Origin of the sequence: Bradyrhizobium sacchari (assembly GCF_002068095.1) — a bacterium.
GTDB classification, from domain to species: domain Bacteria; phylum Pseudomonadota; class Alphaproteobacteria; order Rhizobiales; family Xanthobacteraceae; genus Bradyrhizobium; species Bradyrhizobium sacchari.
Map to the genome: position 1 here is coordinate 423,649 of NZ_LWIG01000026.1, position 18,902 is coordinate 442,550.

An 18,902-nucleotide genomic window follows, 5' to 3' on the forward strand; every position below is an offset into this window, starting at 1 on the left:
CGATCAAAGCAAACCTCATGCCGTCGGTTCCTGAAGGCAACAACTTTCTCGCACCAGTGCATCACGCCTTGCTGAGCAAGAGCGTTTTCGAGCGAAGTGGAGGCCGTTTCGCGTAACGCGCACCCATCAGCGCGATGCGGCCGCCCCTCCCCCCTCGTCGATCTGCCGGCCCATCAGTGCGATCGCCTTCTGATAGACGCCGGCGGCATTCCAGGCCTCGATCGCCGCGAAATTCGGTTCGCCCGGCTGGTAACCGGCTCCCGCACGCCAGCCATGGGCCTTGAGGAAATTGGCGGTTGAGTTCAGCGCATTGGCGGCGACCTCGAGATTGCCGGTGCCATAAGCCAGGATGTTCTTGGGCATGAACTGGGTCTGGCCGACCTCGCCATGCATGGAGCCGCGGGTCGATCCCGACAGGGTGCCGCGGTCGATCAGCTTCAGCGCGGCGTAGAGCTGGTCGGTGAAGAACTCGGGACGGCGGCAGTCATAGGCGAGCGTTGCGATCGACGAGAGCATGTTCTGGTTGCCGCGCTGGCTGCCGAAGCCGGTCTCCATGCCCCAGATCGCGATCAGCGGCCCGGGCGGGACACCGTAGCGCTGCTGGATCGAGGCGAACAAGGCAGCCTGCGACTGCTTGAGCTGCCGTCCCTTGGCGACGATGGTGGTGGCGCCGCGCTTGGCGAGGAACTGGTCGAGCGACAGCGAGAAGCTGCGCTGGCCGCGGTCGGCTGCGATGGTCGCGCTGGCGTAGTTGGTCTGCATCAAAGCCGAGATCGCGGTCTGGCCGATACCCTTTCCTTGCGCCTCCGCGCTGAACTCGCGCTTCCAGGCCTCGAAGCCGGCCGCCGAGCTGCCGCATTGCGCCGCCTCGGCCGAGGGCAGAGAAAGTAGCAGCGCGGTCGCGCCAATCACCGCCGTTGCGACTGTCTTGCCCTTGATCATTGCTCATTCCTCTTTCTGGTGCGCGACCGGCTCGCGCAAGCGCATGATCCTACGTCAGCTGCAATCGCTCAAGTCCCGATGGCTACAATCAATAAAGGCAAGGCCCTTGACACCGGCGCCTCACGCCCCCTCCGCGCCCAGCAGAAAATCCACCACGATGCTCTGGTGCTGCTGATACGTGTCTGTGCCGGTCCCGACGGGTGCACCTGCGCAATGGACCGCCTCCGATGACGTGGAGACGCCTGGCAGCTGTCGAGCCGGGGTCACGGCGCTCAAGCCCGGGCCTCCGCGGCGGTCCCGTAACTCAATTCCAATCCGTCCAGATTGCCCTCCTTGCGCCATTTGCCGAGCATCCGCAGGAACGCCACCGGACCGCGCCAGTACTGGCTATTTCTGGCCGCGATGGGATCGAACACGCCTTCATTGTTGTAATAGCCCGGCGTGCATTCGGCGAGATAGGTCTGCCGGCCGATCGCAGCCTTGACCACCTCTTCGACCCAGGCGCTCTCGGCAGCGAGCGTCGGCTCCAAGGTCCTGGCGCCACGCTTGCGCGCTTCGGCAATCACATAGGCGATATGTTGCGACTGCTCGTCAATGATGTGCGGGAAATTGGCGCTCTGGCCCGCCTGCACCGTGACGATCAGAAAACAGTTCGGAAAGCCGCGGCTGTAGAAGCCGTGCATGGTCTTGACGCCGTCGCGCCAGCGCTCGGACAGGCTCACACCGTCGCGGCCATAGACCTCAAATCCCATGCGGCGCGCATAGTCGGTGCCGACCTCGAAGCCGCTGGCGTAGATCAGGCAGTCGAGCTCGTAGGCCTTGCCGTCGACGACGACGGCGTTCTCCGTGATGCGCTCGACGCCTCGCCCTTTGGTGTCGACCAGATGAACGTTGGGTCGATTAAAAGTGTCGAGATATTCGTCGTGGAAGCACGGCCGCTTGCAGAACGCCTTGTACCAGGGCTTTAGCGCGGCCGCGGCCGCCTCGTCCTTCACCACGGCATCCACGCGGGCGCGGATCTCCTCCATCTTGCGGTAGTCGGCCTGCTCGATGACCCTCAATGCTTCTTCCATCGAAGTCACCGGTTGCGGTTGCCGGCGCGGCGCCAGCAGGATCTCGCCGAGCAGGCCAGTCCAACCGTCCTGCACCAGATCGTGTTCGAACGGCTCACCCGAGATCACGGCCGTAAAGTTGTCCATGCGCTCGCGCTGCCAACCGGGCTTGAGGCTCTCCGCCCAGGCTTGATCCGTCGGCCGGTCATCGCGCACACTGATTGCCGATGGCGTACGCTGGAAGACGTAGAGCTCTTTCGCAGAGCGGCCGAGATGCGGCACGCATTGCACGGCGGTGGCGCCGGTGCCGATGATGCCGACGCGCTTGCCGGCAAGTCCGGTGAGATCGCCTTCGGCCGTACCGCCTGTGTAGGCGTAGTCCCAGCGGCTCGTATGGAAGCTGTGGCCCTTGAAGCTCTCGATGCCAGGAATGCCCGGCAGCTTCGGCCGGCTCAGCGGTCCCCCGGCGAGGATGACGAAGCGCGCGCGGATGCGGTCGCCGCGGTCGGTCTCGACCAGCCAGCGCGCCTCCTGCTCCTGCCAGGTCATCCGCGAGATCACGGTCTGAAACAGCGCGCGCTCATAGAGCGAGAAATGGCCGCCGATGCGGCGCGAGTGCTCGTAGATCTCCGGCGCCCGCGCATATTTTCGCACCGGCATGTAACCGGTCTCTTCCAGCAGCGGCAGATAGATGTAGCTCTCAGTATCGCAGGCAGCTCCGGGATAGCGATTCCAGTACCAGGTGCCACCGAAATCAGCGGCCTTTTCCACGATACGAAAATCTCCGATGCCTGCTTCGCGCAGACGTGCACCGCAGAGCAGGCCGCCGAAGCCCCCGCCGACGATCAGCACTTCGGTCTGTTCGCTGACGGCCTCGCGCGCAAAGCCGGGATCGGCCCAGGGGTCGTCGAGATAGCGGCCGAATTCGCCCGTGACCTCGACATATTGCGCCTTGCCCTCGGCGCGCAGACGACGGTCGCGCTCGTCGCGATAGCGCGCACGGAGTGCGGAAACATCGACCGTAGATGCGCCGGCTGTGCCGGTCTTGTGTCTTTCCGCTGACATTCATTTCCTCCACGGCGGACGCTGCCTTGCCCGCAGCGCACCGCACGTTAGCCCCGAAAAAGTGACGCATGCAATCACGTCCGCTGTTTTTTGCGTGAACGCCGCCCGACGTTCCGCTACCCTCCGCGCAAATCACAAGCTTACGCCATGCAACGACGTGGCGGCCCGGAGGAGACCATGCAGGGATTGATGATGGACATGCCGCTGCTGATCAGCGGCCTGATCCAGTATGCCGCCGACTATCACGGCGAAGCGGAGATCGTCGCGCGCGAGATCGAGGGCGACATCCATCGCTACACCTATGCGGACGCCCATCCCCGCATCAAGCGCATGGCGCTGGCACTCAAGCGGCTCGGCATGAAGCAAGGCGACCGCGTCGGCACGCTGGCCTGGAATACCCACCGGCATTTCGAGATGTTCTATGCCGCGCCCGGCATGGGCTATGTGCTGCACACCGTCAATCCGCGGCTGTTTCCGGAGCAGCTCGTCTACATCATCAATCACGCCGAAGACCGCCTGCTGTTCATCGACCGCGCCACGCTGCCGATCGTGGAAGCGATCGCCCCACAGCTGAAGACCGTCGAAGCCTATATCGTGATGTCATCGCGCGAGCGGATGCCGGAGACGAAGCTTGCCAACGTGCATTGCTACGAGGAATTGCTGGGCAAAGAGAACGACGCCGGCTTCGCCTGGCCGGAGTTCGACGAAAAGTCCGCCTCCACGATCTGCTACACCTCCGGCACGACCGGCAATCCCAAGGGCGTGATCTATTCCCATCGTGCCGCGATCCTGCAGACCATGACCTGCTGCAATTTCGATTTCCTGCCGGGCCATGTCGAAGGCGTGCGCGAGGTGATGATGCCGATGGCGCCGCTGTTCCACGGAAATGGCTGGAACATGCCGTTCACCGCGCCCTACACTGGCTCGAAGCTGGTGCTGCCCGGCCGCTACTACGAACCCGACAAGCTCTATGAATTGCTCGAAGGCGAGAAGGTGACGCTGTCGGCGGGCGTGCCGAGCTTCTGGCTGATCCTGCTCGACTGGCTGGGGCGGACGGGCAGCAGATTCTCGACATTGCGGGCGACGTTGTCCTCGGGCTCGGCGCCGCCGCGCGCCATGGTCGAGAAGCTCAAGCGTGAGTACAATGTCGATTACATCCAGGCCTGGGGCATGACCGAGGCCTTGGGCTGCTCGATGCCGGGCTTGCGGCCGGGCTCGGAGCATCTCAGCGACAAGGAGAAGTTTGACCGGCGCCAGGTGTCGGGCCGCGCCTGTTTCGGCACGGCCTTGCGCATCGTCGACGATGCCGGCGTTGAGCTGCCGCGCGACGGCAAGACGGTCGGCCACTTACGTGCCCGCGGTCCCTGGGTCGCCTCCGGCTATATGAAGTTGGAGGAAGGCCTTGACCGCGACGGCTGGCTGATCACCGGCGACATGGCCGTAATCGACGCACAAGGCCACGTCACCCTCACCGACCGCTCCAAGGACGTGATCAAGTCCGGCGGCGAGTGGATCTCCTCGATCCAGCTCGAGGACATCGCCCTGTCCCATCCGGACGTGCTGCAAGCGGCCGTCGTTGCCATCGCGCACGAGAAATGGCAGGAGCGCCCCCTGCTCCTCGTCGTCCGCAAGAAAGGCGCGACAGTCGACGGCAAGACCCTGCTCGACCACATGCGCCCGAGGGTTGCGAGTTGGTGGCTACCCGACGCCGTCGAATTCCTCGACGAATTCCCGATGACCGGTACCGGCAAGGTGCTGAAGTCGGCGCTGCGGGAGAGATTCAAGGACTACCACGCCGAATAAAGCGATGGACGGTCACGCTGAAATCAGCGCCGTCCAGCGATCAAGGAGACCAGAGATGCTCTACCCGATGTCGCCCAAAGTCGTCGAGCTCAAGCGCAAGCTCGAGAGTTTCATGGACCGGCACATCTATCCGAACGAGGAGCGCTTCTATCGCGAGGCGGAGGAGCTCGGACCGTGGAAGGTCTATCCGGTCGTCGAGGAACTGAAGCCGCTGGCGCGCGCCGAAGGCCTTTGGAATCTGTTCCTGCCGGAATCCAGCCACGGCGCCGGGCTCACCAATCTCGCATATGCCCCGCTCTGCGAAGTGATGGGCCGCTCGCACCTTGCGCCTGAAGTGTTCAACTGCTCCGCGCCCGATACCGGGAACATGGAGGTGCTGGAGCGCTACGGTTCGGAGAAGGACAAGGAGCGTTGGCTGAAGCCGCTGCTTGCGGGCGAAATCCGCTCCTGCTTCGCCATGACCGAGCCTGCCGTGGCGTCGTCCGACGCAACCAACATCGAAAGCTCGATCGTGCGCGACGGCGATCATTACGTCATCAACGGCCGCAAATGGTACACGACCAACGCCACCGATCCGCGCTGCAAGATCTGCATCTTCATGGGCAAGACCGATCCTGACAACCCGGATCGCCACAAGCAGCAATCCATGATCCTGGTACCGATGGATACATCAGGCATCGATGTGAAGCGTCCCCTGCCCGTGTTCGGCTTCTACGGCGTGCCCGACCGCGCCTCCGAGGTCGTCTTCACCAATGTGAGGGTGCCCAAAGAGAATATGCTGCTGGGCGAAGGCCGCGGCTTCGAGATCGCGCAGGGGCGGCTCGGCCCTGGCCGCATCCATCACTGCATGCGGCTGATCGGCCTTGCCGAACGCACGCTGGAAAAGATGTGCCGCCGCGTCCGCAGCCGCATCGCCTTCGGCAAGCCTGTCTCCGAGCAGACGGTGACACAGGAGCGGATCGCGGAAGCCCGCATCATGATCGAGCAGGCCCGTCTGCTGACGCTGAACGCCGCCTACGCGATGGACACGGTCGGCAACAAGGTTGCGAAAAGCGAGATCGCGATGATCAAGGTCGCCGTCCCCAACATGGCCTGCCAGATCATCGACTGGGCGATCCAGGCCCATGGCGGGGGCGGCACCTCGAACGATTTCGGTTTGACGCAGGCCTATGCGACGGCACGCTTGCTGCGCCTTGCTGACGGACCAGACGAGGTGCACCGGAATCAGATCGCGCGATTCGAGCTGAAGAAATACTCGAATGCCTGAGCCGACGCTGGCGCGTCAGTACTGGGCTGTGTACCTATGAACTCGAAAGATATTGCCCCCAACGCCATCAGACGCTGGGTGGCTTCTACCATATACTGTTTGTAGCACGGCCCCTGTTATATACTGTTCGTTGCACGATCACTGGGCAGCCCATACCAAAGGTATCATCCGAACAATTGCCCATACGCTTGGCCCGGACACAGCTGCAATCATTTTGACAGTTCGAAGCTGGCCGACGCATCGCAGTTCACGAGTATAGGAGCGAGCTTGTAAACAAGGAGGCCGAACATGACTGCAATCTCCTCCTCACCCACCCGGCGAAGCCTCCTCGCAGGGGCAGCCGCAACTGGTGCCGTCAGCTTGCTTCCAATACATTTCGTCGCCGCACGCGCGCAAGCGAAGCAAGGAGGGTCCCCGCTTGGTGCGACCAAAGCCGACGCAATTCTCCCCTTCCACGTCAATGTCCGAGGTGAAGACCTCGCTAATCTCCGCCGGCGCCTCGCATCCACGCGCTGGCCCACCAAAGAGCTCGTTGAGGATCGGTCGCAGGGTGTTCAGCTCGCGACGCTGCGGGCGCTCGCCCGCTACTGGTCGACTGAGTACGACTGGCGCAAGTGCGAGGCACGGCTGAACGCGCTGCCACAGTTCACGACCGTGATCGACGGGGTGAAGATCCATTTCATCCACGTCAGGTCCCGGCATGAGAACGCACTGCCGCTGATCATCACGCACGGCTGGCCTGGCTCGGTAGTCGAGCTCCTCGATACCGTCGGCCCCCTGACTGACCCGACCAAGTATGGTGGCGCTCCCGACGATGCATTCCACCTGGTGCTGCCGTCCTTGCCTGGCTACGGCTTCTCGGGTGAGCCGACCGAACTCGGCTGGGACGCCGCCCGCATCGCGCGTGCGTGGGCGGTGCTGATGGATCGCCTCGGCTACAAGCGCTACGTCGCCCAGGGTGGCGACGTAGGAGCCGCAGTAACGGATGCGATGGGGCGCCAGGCCCCCAAGGGCCTTCTCGGCATCCATGTCAACCTGCTCGCGGGTGTTGCGGCAATGTCCGACAAGCTGCCCGCAGAATCCGAGAGCGAACGCGCGGCGCAGAAGGCGGCCGCGACGTTTAGGGCGAGTGGCTTTGGCTACTTCCTGGAGCAGTCGACGCGGCCACAGACGATCGGCTACTCCCTGCTGGATTCACCCCTGGGGCTCGCGAGCTGGATGCTCGACCATGACACGGACAGCTACTACAAGATTTCCCGTGCGTTCGTGGAGGGTAAGCCCGCGGGCAATCTCACCCGGGACAACATCCTCGACAACATCACGCTGTACTGGCTGACGGGCACCGGGGCCTCGGCCGCACGGTGGTACTGGGAGGCCGGACAGGCCGCGGCGCGTGCAGCCGGCAAGGCCCCCCCGGCGGTCGCGGTTCCCGTGGGATTTACGACGTTCCCCGGCGAAATCTTTGCTGCGCCCCGAAGTTGGGTCGAGATTATGTACCCCAGCCTCGCCTACTTCAGCGAGGTCGAACGTGGCGGACATTTCGCCGCCTGGGAGGAGCCGAAGCTGTTTTCAGATGAGGTACGCGCAGCCTTCAGATCATTGCGTAAAATAACGGACCGTAAATAACGGACGGAGGCTCGACGCCGACGATGTTGAGCACGCGCGTCAGATTATCGGCCAGCGCACACAACAGGATTAAACAATGTCGTCGCGTGGCGACGCGCTACGAGAGGCTTGCCGCCAACTACCTTGCAATCGTTCAGCTCGCGTTGAGCCAGCTATGGCTGGCTGGGCGTCATGAGTCCACGCCTAGAGACTGCGCAAGGGAATCTAGTCGAAGCTCGGCGGCTCCTGCTGGATGGGCGCTGATACATTCTGATTCGAAATCGCTTCGAGCATCGCTCCGAAAATGATGAACGGCAGATAGAACGCAAGCATGATCGTATTCCTCCTGCTGTGACAACCTTGGCCTGCAGGGCCAGGTTCCTCAAAATTGACGCTCGCCCGCCTCGGAACATTTGTGGCGCTTACCGCGCTACCGACGAAACCGATTGCAGGCCGTATCAAGAGCGCATCGCGTCAATCGCATGGGCGATCAGAACGGCTGCACTTGCGGCAATGAGAAACACAAACAACCAGCTCACGTCCGCCTCCGATCCCGGGAGTGAACGCGTTCATCCGTGCACAGTCAAAAACCATCGCGCCGGAACCGCCATTCCGCGGCTCGCTGATGCTTCGCCGCAACAATTGCATCTGCAATCGGTGCTATCGGCAGAACGCCAAGATCAGCAACGCGCCGACGACACAGGCTGCTAGGACTAAAAACCAAATGCCCATACAGTCCCCCGACTCAACACTCGCGAGTCAGGATTAGCCTTACGATTGGGCATTGAAATGCTTGTTGCCGGTTTTCCCCAGGCCCGAACGCGATCATCTGCCCGCGGCGTTAGTCCAAGACCTCGACGGTCGCGGAACGTCCCGCCACCAGTGACAAGGCTTCAGGCTCCGGGTCCAGCGCGATCCGCACCGGCACGCGCTGCGCGAGCCGCACCCAGCTAAACGTCGGATTGACGTTGGCGAGCATGCTCGCGCCTTCCGCGCGGTCGCGGTCCTCGATGCCGGCGGCGATGCTCTCGACGTGACCCGTGAGCGTGGTCTTGTCGCCCATCAGGCGCACCTGCACCCTGTCGCCGACGCGGATGCGCGCGAGCTTGGTCTCCTCGAAATAGCCTTCGACATGCAACGTGTCGGTGTCGACCAGCGCCATCACGCCCTTCCCGGCCGCGACGTAGGCGCCGGGGCGCAGATCCATGTTGGTGATCACGCCGTTCACGGAGGCACGAACCTCGCTGCGGTCGAGGTTGAGCTGAGCCACTGCGCGGTCGGCGACGGCCGCCTCGAAGGCCGCCTTGGCCTGGAGCTGGGTGGCAAGCACCTGCTCCTGCTTCTGCTGCGAGACCGCATCGGTGGTCAGCGCGCTGTAGCGCTTGAGATCGGCATTGGCCTGGTCGAGCGTCGCCTGGTGGCCGGCCACCGCGGCATCCGCCTGCCGCAGCGCCAGCGCGAACCGCTCGCGGTCGATCCGGAACAGGACGTCGCCCCGGCGGACCTTCTGGTTGTCCTTGACCAGCACGTCGGTGACGAAGCCGGAGACGTCAGGGGCGACCTGGACCACATCGGCGCGGACGCGGCCGTCACGGGTCCAGGGCGATTCCATGTAATAGACCCAGAGTTCGCGTCCGACGACGAGCGCGGCAACGACGGCAATGACGGTCAGCGCGATGCGGCCGAGCCAGGCAAGATTGCCCTTCATGTGACGTACTCCGAGAGATAGACGACGCCGCCGAGCAGGCAGACGAAGATCGCGAAATCAAACAGCGCGCGGTGCCAGACCAGCCGGTAAAGGTCGAAGCGCTGCATGAGCCGGCGGAGAATCGCGCTGAGGACATAGGCGACGATGATCCACAGCAGCAACGCCGGCACCAGCACGCCATAGATGTCGATCACATATCTCATGCAGCAACACTCTCTGCGGGCGGCCGGTAGGCCGGCGCGTCCGGGAACAGGCCGCGCCTGATACCGACGAGGCCGATCAGGGCGTCCTCGCGCGCGCTGTCATTGGGGTCCTTCACTGCCTGGGCCAGCGCCCGGTCGACGCTTGTGAGCAGCCGGGCCGGCATGCCATCCCCCGCGTAGCTGCGGCACGCCTTGGCGAGCTGATCGAGCATGTCGTCGATGACGGCAATCGTGGATGCGGCCAGCCCATAGCGGGCGCGGCGCAGGTCGATGATGTTGATGCCGATGCGCAGCTGGACCAGGCTGTCGGCGTCGCGGCGGTCGCTCTCCGAGAGGAAGGCGATACGCTGCACCAGGAGCCCGAGCCGGTGCAGCATGAGGCCGGCGAACTCCGCGCGATCGCGCTTGCCGCGCCGCTCGGCCGCGACCGCGAGCGTCTTCCAGTTCGACAGCACCAGCCGATTGGCGACCCACTCAGCTCCTACCCCGCGCGCGATCCGCGTCACGATCTCGGCAACGAGGACGCCGACGAAGAAGGCGACGGCGGAATTGGCGTAGGACGCAAAGTCTGCGCTGTAGGTCGACTGGATTGCCAGCAAGGTCGCCGTGTTCGCCGCAAGCGCCATGCCGGTGCCCGCCGTCGCCGGCCGGCTGATCAGGAAACCATAGAGCAGGAACGTCGGCGCCAGCGCGACAATCAGCACCTCGAGGTGGGAGATCGCAGGCACCAACGCGAACAGATAGACAGCAACGACGATGATCGCGACCAGCGACCACAGGCCAAAGCTGCGGATGAAGCGCGCGGGCTCATCCTGCGCGGCGAAGAAGGAACACGCGACTGCCGCCATCATCGGCGCCGAGGCGCCGTCTGGCCAGCCGGTGCCGATCCAGAGCGCGCAGCAGATCAGGATGGCGGTGGCGGCGCCGGCCGCCGACCACAGCGCAAGGCCACGATCCCTGTGGCGCGCCGGCGCAGCGCCCGCCTCGGAATGGAACGCAAGGTCGAGCGTCGAAACGCTGCGGTTCGCGGCGATCGCCTCGGTCAGCTTGCGGCAGTCGCGCGAGAGGTCGACGAGTTCGCGCAGCCGCAACAGCAGGCTTGTTGTGATGATCCGTTCCCAGTCCGCGCTGTCGTCGAGCACCGCCTGCTGCTCCGCGATCGTGGCGCGGATCCGCTCGGCCGGTTGCCGTGCGCCGACGTCGCTCGCGACCCATTGCGCGAGGTCTCTCAGCAGCCGCTTCAGCTCGGGCTGCCGCCGCAGGGCTTCCTCGCCCAGCGCGGCCAGTCGATCCTCGATCGAGGCGATCACGGGCAGCAGCGTCAACATCCGGAGCCGGATTTCGCCGAGGCCGGTCACGGCATTGCGGTCGGTCAACCGGTCGTAGGCAAGATGGGTGGAGAGCGTGTCGATCTCGACGATGTCGGTCGCAAGCTTGAGGCGCTGGCCGCGGCGGGTCTCGCCAGTGCCCTCGCGCAGCAGCACGACCTGGCTGAGGCGGCGCGAATCCAATAGCCAGCTCTCGACGCGATGGGCAACCGCGGGCGCGACGCTGCGGGGAAACACGATGGTCGAGACCAGGCTGGCGCAGATGATGCCGAGGGAGATTTCCTCGAGCCTTGCCACGGCGGTATCGAAGATGGCGCCGGGCTCGGAGACCGCCGGAAAACCGATCAGCGCCACCGTGTACCCGGCCAGCATGAAGACGTAGCTGCGCGGCGTGCCGTCAAGCAGTGACAGATAGAGGCAAAGCCCGACCCACAGCGCGATGGCGAGGCAGAGCAGTTCCGGCGCGTCGATCAGGTTCGGCACCAGCGCCACCGTCATGACGGCACCGACCAGCGTGCCCATCACGCGGAAGAACGCTTTCGAGCTGGTGGCCCCCGCCAGCGGCTGCGAGGTGATGTAGACGGTCGCCATCGCCCAATAGGGCCGCGGCAGGTCCATCGCAAGCGCGATGACGAGCGCCAGCATCGACGCGGCGAACGTCTTCAAAGCAAAAATGAGGTCCGCGTGGCGGACCAGGAACGGCTCGTCTGCGCGCATGGCTATCTCGCCTCGGGACCAGTCTTCCCGGAACCAGTCTCGGGGTCTTGCAGGCGACTGGCCCGCTGTTCGATGCGCTGGAGAGTCTTGAATGTTATCGCAAGTTCCTCAGGCGCGATATCCTTCAGGAGGCTGGCCCTCACCCGGCGCAGGACGCGGTTGGTCTGCTCGACCTTGGCCATGCCCGCTTTCGTCAAATGTAGCGTTTTGGCACGACGGTCGGTCGGGTCTTCGCGACGTTCGACCAGGCCCTCGGCCTGGAGCAGATCGATCAGGCGCACCAGCGACGGCCCCTCGATGCCGAGTTCGTCCGCGAGCACACCTTGCCGGACATTCTCGCCCTGGCGCGACAGAACCAGCAGCGGAATCGCGGTCGCATAGGACAGGCCGTGCTCGGACAGGGCAGAATCCGACTCGCGCCGCCATATCCGCCCCAGGCGCGCGATCAGCCGGCCGATTTCGGCGTGGATATGAGCCTGCGAGGGAGCCATGCAAATTAGATAGGACACAAACTATTAGTTTGCAACTATATACCCCGGCATCGCAGCGGCGATCACGCAGAAGATAACGAGGACGGGCGCCATGGGACCGGGTTCCCCGGCACGTGCAGCGGAAACGATGGCCGGCCACGGCGCGCTGACGCTGGTCCCGACCTTCGTCGTCGTGGCCGTGGATGCCACCGGGATGGGGATCATCCTGCCACTGTTGCCGTTCTATTCGCAGCGCCTCGGCGCCACGCCGTTCCTGCTCGGCGCGCTGATCTCGGCCTATGCCGTCTGCCAGCTCATCGCCGGTCCGGTGGTCGGGATTCTCTCGGACCGCTACGGACGGCGGAAGGTCTTGCTCGTCAGCCAGATCGGGACGCTCGCCGGATTCGTCCTGCTGGCTCTCGCCGGCAATCTCGCGCTCGTCTTTCTAGCCCGGATCATCGACGGCCTGACATCAGGCAACATCTCGGTCGCGCATGCCTATGCCGCCGAGCATAGCGCGCCCGCGACGCGCAAGCAGGCGCTGGGCATGACCAGCGGGGCGATCGGGACCGGGCTCCTGCTCGGCCCGGCGCTGTCGAGCCTCCTCGTGCATTACGGCCAGACCGCACCGGTATGGGCCGCCGCCGCGCTTTCGCTGATCAGCGTCGTCGCGACGATCGCCCTGCTCCCGCCCGATCATCCGGCGTCCGAACCGCTCTACCAGCATCGCGTGCCCGAGCCGACGCTGACGCGCAGCCTGTTCGGCATGCACTACGCCTGGCGGCTGCTCGGCCTGCTCATCGTGTTCTTCTTCGTCAACTCGATGTTCCTCTCGCAGATCGGCTTATTCCTGTCGGCGCGGTTCTCCTGGGACGGCCGTGCCTTCGGCGCGCGCGAGCTCGGCTGGATCTTTGCTTACGCCGGCTTCATCAACATGGTCGTGCAGGGCCTTCTGATGACACGCGTGAACCTCATCGCATCCGACCGCAGCATCGTGATGGCGGCATTCGCCTGCATGACCCTCGGCTTTGCAGGTCTTGGGGCCGAGAACAATGTCGGCCTGCTCGTGGTCAACCTGACGCTGATCATCGTCGGCACCATGTTTGCGCGCAGCACGCTGACGGCGGAATTGTCGCGCTCGACCGCGATCAACCGCCAGGGCATGATCATGGGCCTCAACCAGTCGCTGATGTCAGGCGCGAATATCAGCGCCCCGCTCCTGAGCGGCGCGCTGATCGGTCATCGGCTGTTCGTCCCTTGGGCGCTTGTCATGGCCGCGATCGCGGCAGTCGGCGCGGCACTGGCCGGCCAGCTGCTCGACACGCAGCGGGCGCGTTGACGCCCTCGCCTCAATTCACCACGTACACCTCAGGATCAAAGCTCGAGCTCGGCTTCTTGAAAGCGTTGCGCAAGGCCGGCGACATCGGGACGTTGTAGTTGAGGCCGTTTGGCGGCGTCGGCGATTCCAGCCATTTCCGATAGAGCACCTCGATCTCCGGGCTCGCATAAAGCTCTGCGGTGGCGCGGTCGGCGAGCGCCTTGAACGGCGCGTCCTCCCGCCGCAGCATGATCCCGAAGGGCTCGGCCTTCGCAAACGTCTCCTCGCTGATCATGAACAGGCCCGGCTCCTTCGAGCGCGCAATGGCGACCGCGAGCTGGACGTCGTCGAGCGCGTAGGCCTGCGCGCGATCGGTCTCGAGCAACAGGAACGCTTCGGCCTGATCCACCGCCGGCATGATCCTGATGCCGAGATTGCGCTCGGTATTAACCTTGGCGAGCTGGTTCAGGTTGACCGAGCCCGCCACCGCCGTGACCGCCTTGCCCTTGAGATCGTCGATGGTGTTGATGTTCGCGGCCTTCTTGGCTGCAAATCGGGTCGCGCTGAGGAAATGCGTGTTGGTGAAGGCGACCTGCTTCTGGCGGTCGGCGTTGTTGGTGGTCGCCGAGCAATGCAGGTCGAGCGTGCCGTTGACCATCAGCGGGATGCGGTTCGACGACGTCACCGCGAGAGTCTCGACGGAAATGTCGGGCATGCCGAGCTGTTTCTTCACCGCATCGACGATCCTGAGGCAGATGTCCATGGCAAAGCCGACCGGCTTCTGGTTCCCGTCGAGATAGCTGAACGGGACGGAGGCCTCCTGATAGCCCAGCGTGATCTTCCTGGTCTCCTTCACCTTCTGGAGGGTGCCCGTGAGGTCTTCGGCTGAAGCTGCGCCGGCAAGACATGTCACGGCCAGAAAAATGGCGGGAAGACGCATTGGAGGGCTCCTAAAGGGGGTCATGGACCGGTGTCCAGACACAATTGCGGAGCTGATAGCGCATAGATGCCCCGGGCGCCAGACGAGGCAGGTTTTACCAGCTATCGTCTTTTTATATACATCCCGGTCGAGGTCAGCCGCCTCATTGACAGGTCAGCTGCTGCTCGAACCAGCCGCCTAGCCGTTGCGACAGCGGAGGCCACAACCGCCGGAAGCTTTCGAGCTTGCCGACATTGGCGCGGTACATGTCCCGCAACTCCCGTTCGATGGCCGGCAGGTCGACGCCCAGGCAGCCCCCGTCCCGCGCGACCGACTTGCCGGCGACGACGACCTCCTGCACCAGCGAGGCGTTGCCGCGCGCGAACAGCAGCGCCATGGGATCGACCGGCATGATCCGGTCGCGATCGAGCCGCACGAGATCGATCACAACGTAGTCGGCGGGGTTGCCGGCAGCGAGCTCCCCGCTTCCCGGCGCGCCGGTCGCGCGGCGACCGTTGCGGATGGCGTGCGAAAACATCTCGGCTGGTGTCCATGTCGCCTTGAAGCCGAGGCCGCCATGAGCCATCTGCACCAGCCGCATTTCGCGCAGGATATCGTCGTCCTCATCCAGCGCCAACCCGTCCACGCCGACAGCGATGGCGCAGCCGCATTTGTGTGCGGCGGCGATCGGCGCGAGGCCCGAGCGCAGGTGCATGTTCGAGCTGAAATTGGTGACGATGCGCGCGCCGGAAGCCGCGATCATTTCGAGCTCGTCGGGGCGGGCGTGAATGCAGTGCGCCAGCGTCAGCCGCTCGGAGAGAAAGCCCACATCGCGCAGCCAGCGCACCATGTCGGGAAAGTGCTGGTCGGCCCAAGCGCGCTGGTGCACGGTTTCCAGGAGATGCATGTGGATGCGCCGGCCGATCCGGGCGGAGTTCTCCGCCACCGCTTCCAGCAGCGGCTTCGAGCACCATTGCACGCCGGCAGGCCCGAGCTGCACGTCCACCATCGGGCCGGCGATCCCTGCGGCAATGGCGTCAGTCAGCTCGATATACGCCTTGGGCGACATCGGCGCGCGAACGAAGAGATCCTCGATGGTCTTGCGGTCATCCCCGGGAAGTCCCGAAAGCACCGACTCGGCGTCACCGTAGACGATCGGATTCTGGTCGCGCACCGCCAGCGCAAAGGCGATGCGGATGCCGACGTCGGACGCAGCCTTCGCGATGGCCTTGGCCTCGTCGACCAGCGGCATCGTCCCGCTCGGCCGAGTGTAGTGCACCATCATGGCGGCACAGCCTGCCCTGGCCGAACGGGCCAACGCGGATGCTGCGGTCAGATAAGGATCAACAGGCGTGCCGAGCGCCGCGCGCAGGATCCAGCTTTCCAGGGGCATGCCGACCGCGCCGAAGGACGACGCGGTGGCGCGAGCATGGTCATGGGCGTTGACGAAAGCCGGGATGACGAACGAACGAGAACCGCTGGCGGCCCCCGCGGCTTCCGAGATATCGGTGATGACGCCGCCGTCGTGCCGCAGCACGACATTGTCGCTGACGCCGCGGTCAGGGCCAAGGAACAGGCTGGCGGCCGATATCTCCGTGGCCATGACGGTCTCTCCAAGATCAGTTGGCAGTATACACCAGCTCCCGCTCCGCGCGCGGCGGCAGGAATTCGCGCGAGAACACCTCTGCCGGCGTTGGTGCGCGCGCCAGCTGATAGCCCTCGACCACAATGCCGATGGCGCGGGTCATGCGGTCGTCCTTGATGTCGCCGATGCCGATCTCCCTCATCTCGGGCGAGACAATCAGCTTCTCGAAGGAATATTGCAGCCGGCGTTTCTCGACATCGGCATTGATGAGATTGTCGTAGTTCAGCGCCGCCTTCATGCCCGCGTTCTGGTCCTTGGCGACCGCGATCGCGCCTTTGTTGATGGCGCGGACAAGGCCAGCGACGGCCTTCGGGTTCGACGCCAGAAGCTTACGGGAGACCATCACGCCGTTGGAATAGAGGTCGAGGCCGTATTCACCGAACGAGAACCATTTGAAATCCTTGTCCGGGTCCTGGCGGTTCAGCACCAGGTTGAAGTAGCTGGTGATGTTGAAGACGAGCGCCGCGTCGATGTCGCCCTTGATCAGCATCGGCTCCTGCAGGTTCGGCGCCATGTTGGAGATCTTGATCTTCTCGCCGTCGAGCCCGTTCTTGCGCGTGAACACTGGCAACAGGCGCGTCGTCGGCGTGCCCTGCGCGCCGCCGAGGGTGTGACCCTCGAAATCCTTGATGGTGTTGATGCCACTGGTCTTCTTGGCGACGATCGCGAACGGCGGCTGGTTCCACATCATGTAGACCATGACGGGCGCCTCTTGCGGCTTGGTCGAGGCGTTCTGGATGATCGCGTTGACGTCGCCGAAGCCGGCATCATAGGCGCCGGACATGACGCGCGTGACGGTGGCGCCGGAACCTTCCCCCTGATCGATGACGACGTTGAGGCCTTCTTCTTTGAAGTAGCCGTTGTCCTTGGCATAGAAGAACGCGGCGTCGCTGCCCTGCGTCTTCCAGCCCAGCGTGAACTTGATCGTGGTTTCCTCGGCCACGGCAGCGCCCGTGGACAGGGCTAATCCCAGCAGCGCGGCAGTTACTTTTCTCAACATCGAGACCTCCTCAGCTTCGTTGCGTGACGGTTTGAGACATCAGGTGGCGATCACGTCGCTCTTGCGCGTCGCCCAGCCGGTGACCTGCCCTTCGATCAGCGAGAACACGACGTATAGCGCGACGCCGAGCCCGGCGAGCACGAACAGGCCGGCGAACACCAGCGGCACGTTGAAATTCGAGGACGCGGTCATCATGACGTTGCCGATGCCGCGGTTGGAGGCGACGGTCTCCGACAGCACCGCGCCGACGAAGGCGTAGGAGATCGCAACCTTCAGCGAGGCGAAGAAGAACGGCATGGTCCTGGGCAGGCCGACATTCCAGAGGATATCGAGCTTGCTGGCGCCGAGCGCCTTCAACACGTCCTCGAGCTCTGGCTCGGTGGTTGCCAATCCCGTCGCGATGTTGACGACGATCGGGAAGAAGCAGATCGACAGCGCGGTCAGCACCGCCGGCACGGTGCCGGAGCCGAACCACAGCACGAAGATCGGCACCACCGCGACCTTGGGGATGGAGGAGAAGCCGATCAGCAGCGGATAGCAGGTGTCGTAAGCCGTCCTGGACACGCCGATGATCGCGCCGAGAGCCACGCCGAGCGCAACGCCAAGGACGAAGCCAAACATGGTGGTGGCGAGCGTCTGCACGATGTGCGGCCACAGCACGGGGAAGCGCTGGACCAGCGTCACGAACACCTGCGAGGGCCGCGGCAGCACCAGGTCCGACATGCCGGTCATCAGGCAGAACAGTTCCCAGGAGACGAAGAACAGCACGATCAGGCCCGCCGACCACGCCTTCTGTCTGATATCGATCCCGAACATCAGCCTGCTCCCTGCTGGGCCGCGCTCCGCGCATCCTCGATGAAAGCACGCAGCTTCTGGTTCAGCGCGACGAAATCCGGCTCGAAGGTCATGGCGACGGTGCGCGGCCGCGCGAAGTCGACCCGACTGTCGTCGAGGATGCGACCGGGCCGTGCGCTCATCACGCAGATGCGGCTGGCAAGGAAGCCGGCCTCGCGCAGATCGTGGGTGACCAGCAGCACCGTCGGCTTGTGCGTCATCCAGAGGGTCTGGAGGATCGCCCACAGCTCCTCGCGGGTGAACTGGTCGAGCGCGCCGAAGGGTTCATCGAGCAGCAGCATGCGCGGCTCGTGGATCAGGGCGCGGCAGAGATTGGCGCGCTGGAGCATGCCGCCCGAGAGCTGCCAGGGATAACGGTTGCCGAAGCCCTTGAGGCCGACCTGCTCCAGCAGCGCGTTGGCCTTGTCGCGAAACTCGGTCTTGCGCAGCCTGCGGAAGTTGGAGCGGAACGGCTCGACGATCTTCAACGGCAGCATGATGTTCCGCTCGATCGTCATCCACGGCAGCATGGTCGGGTTCTGGAAGGCCATGCCGACCCGCATCGCCCGCGCCGCAACCTCGCGGCCGCCGACGATGACGACGCCGCTGGTCGGCTGCACCAGGCCGCTGACCAGACGCAAAATGGTCGATTTGCCGCATCCGGACGGGCCGACCAGTGCGACAAACTCGCCGTCGGCGATCCGTAAAGTGGTCTCCGAGAGAGCGGGCACGGCGCGCTCGCCGCGTCCGAACGTCACGGAGGCCGCGGACAGCTCAATGGCGGTCGCGGCCGCGCCTTCGGGAACGGGCCGTCCATCAAACCGGGTGTTGGGTTGCATGCGCATCACACCAAAAGTGCATGCAAGCTGAGTGCCAGCCCGCGCCCGACACAAAATCAATGGCCTCGCCGGATCCTCCGCGTTGGATGGCCGGATTCGATTTAGGCAATCCGGACACCAAACTGCATGCAATTGGAGCGCGGAATTGGCGAAGGGCTGTGCTAAAGAGAGCCTTCGACCGTCCCCT

At 64.3% G+C, this 18,902-nt stretch carries 15 protein-coding genes and 1 pseudogene; 5 read left to right on the top strand and 11 right to left on the bottom strand.

Features of this window, described 5'->3' with window-relative positions; all coding sequences use genetic code 11:
• Nucleotides 1–126 precede the first annotated feature (126 nt).
• The gene (locus tag A5906_RS26055; RefSeq protein ID WP_080138100.1) at nucleotides 127–942 is read right to left on the bottom strand and encodes a lytic murein transglycosylase; all 816 of its coding nucleotides are present in this window, start codon (nucleotides 940–942) and stop codon (nucleotides 127–129) included.
• A 272-nt stretch (nucleotides 943–1,214) separates the two neighbouring features.
• Nucleotides 1,215–3,059: a flavin-containing monooxygenase gene (locus tag A5906_RS26060; protein WP_080138101.1), complete on the bottom strand. Its 1,845-nt coding sequence runs from the start codon at nucleotides 3,057–3,059 to the stop codon at nucleotides 1,215–1,217.
• A 177-nt stretch (nucleotides 3,060–3,236) separates the two neighbouring features.
• Between A5906_RS26060 and A5906_RS26065 the strand changes: the two genes are divergently transcribed.
• The 4 genes and pseudogenes from A5906_RS26065 to A5906_RS41695 all read left to right on the top strand — a co-directional run.
• A complete protein-coding gene (locus A5906_RS26065; protein ID WP_080138102.1) occupies nucleotides 3,237–4,862 on the top strand; it encodes a long-chain fatty acid--CoA ligase in 1,626 nt (541 codons plus the stop codon).
• A gap of 55 nt (nucleotides 4,863–4,917) precedes the next feature.
• Nucleotides 4,918–6,129 (top strand): acyl-CoA dehydrogenase family protein, encoded by a 1,212-nt coding sequence (locus tag A5906_RS26070; protein ID WP_080138103.1) that lies wholly within the window; start codon nucleotides 4,918–4,920, stop codon nucleotides 6,127–6,129.
• Nucleotides 6,130–6,417: 288 nt separating this feature from the next.
• On the top strand, nucleotides 6,418–7,755 hold the full coding sequence (locus A5906_RS26075) for an epoxide hydrolase family protein (protein WP_080138104.1): 1,338 nt from the start codon (nucleotides 6,418–6,420) through the stop codon (nucleotides 7,753–7,755).
• Nucleotides 7,756–7,817: 62 nt separating this feature from the next.
• Nucleotides 7,818–7,919 (top strand): annotated as a pseudogene (locus A5906_RS41695) (IS5/IS1182 family transposase); the annotation flags it as partial.
• 656 nt (nucleotides 7,920–8,575) lie between these two features.
• Here A5906_RS41695 and A5906_RS26085 read toward each other — a convergent pair.
• The 4 genes from A5906_RS26085 to A5906_RS26100 are packed head-to-tail and all read right to left on the bottom strand — an operon-like array spanning nucleotide 8,576 to nucleotide 12,181.
• On the bottom strand, nucleotides 8,576–9,442 hold the full coding sequence (locus tag A5906_RS26085) for an efflux RND transporter periplasmic adaptor subunit (RefSeq protein ID WP_080138106.1): 867 nt from the start codon (nucleotides 9,440–9,442) through the stop codon (nucleotides 8,576–8,578).
• A complete protein-coding gene (locus tag A5906_RS26090) occupies nucleotides 9,439–9,645 on the bottom strand; it encodes a DUF1656 domain-containing protein (RefSeq protein WP_080138107.1) in 207 nt (68 codons plus the stop codon). The genes A5906_RS26085 and A5906_RS26090 overlap by 4 nt, the downstream gene beginning before the upstream one ends.
• Nucleotides 9,642–11,690, bottom strand: a complete 2,049-nt coding sequence (locus tag A5906_RS26095; RefSeq protein ID WP_080138108.1) for an FUSC family protein — start codon at nucleotides 11,688–11,690, stop codon at nucleotides 9,642–9,644. The genes A5906_RS26090 and A5906_RS26095 overlap by 4 nt, the downstream gene beginning before the upstream one ends.
• 2 nt (nucleotides 11,691–11,692) lie before the next feature.
• A complete protein-coding gene (locus A5906_RS26100) occupies nucleotides 11,693–12,181 on the bottom strand; it encodes a MarR family winged helix-turn-helix transcriptional regulator (RefSeq protein ID WP_080138109.1) in 489 nt (162 codons plus the stop codon).
• 91 nt (nucleotides 12,182–12,272) lie between these two features.
• Here A5906_RS26100 and A5906_RS26105 point away from each other — a divergent pair, with 91 nt between their 5' ends.
• Complete coding sequence (locus A5906_RS26105) at nucleotides 12,273–13,499, top strand: MFS transporter (RefSeq protein ID WP_080138110.1); 1,227 nt, start codon at nucleotides 12,273–12,275, stop codon at nucleotides 13,497–13,499.
• 10 nt (nucleotides 13,500–13,509) lie between these two features.
• On the opposite strand, the gene A5906_RS26110 is transcribed toward A5906_RS26105, so the two are convergent.
• From A5906_RS26110 to A5906_RS26130, 5 genes are all read right to left on the bottom strand, one after another.
• Nucleotides 13,510–14,418, bottom strand: a complete 909-nt coding sequence (locus tag A5906_RS26110) for an amino acid ABC transporter substrate-binding protein (RefSeq protein ID WP_080138111.1) — start codon at nucleotides 14,416–14,418, stop codon at nucleotides 13,510–13,512.
• A gap of 142 nt (nucleotides 14,419–14,560) precedes the next feature.
• On the bottom strand, nucleotides 14,561–16,000 hold the full coding sequence (locus A5906_RS26115; RefSeq protein WP_080138112.1) for an amidohydrolase family protein: 1,440 nt from the start codon (nucleotides 15,998–16,000) through the stop codon (nucleotides 14,561–14,563).
• Between the two features lie 16 nt (nucleotides 16,001–16,016).
• Entirely contained in the window at nucleotides 16,017–17,042 is a 1,026-nt protein-coding gene (locus A5906_RS26120; protein ID WP_080138113.1) for an ABC transporter substrate-binding protein, read from the bottom strand.
• Between the two features lie 39 nt (nucleotides 17,043–17,081).
• Nucleotides 17,082–17,858 (bottom strand): ABC transporter permease, encoded by a 777-nt coding sequence (locus A5906_RS26125; RefSeq protein WP_080138114.1) that lies wholly within the window; start codon nucleotides 17,856–17,858, stop codon nucleotides 17,082–17,084.
• A complete protein-coding gene (locus tag A5906_RS26130; RefSeq protein WP_245326900.1) occupies nucleotides 17,858–18,715 on the bottom strand; it encodes an ABC transporter ATP-binding protein in 858 nt (285 codons plus the stop codon). The genes A5906_RS26125 and A5906_RS26130 overlap by 1 nt, the downstream gene beginning before the upstream one ends.
• Nucleotides 18,716–18,902 lie beyond the last annotated feature (187 nt).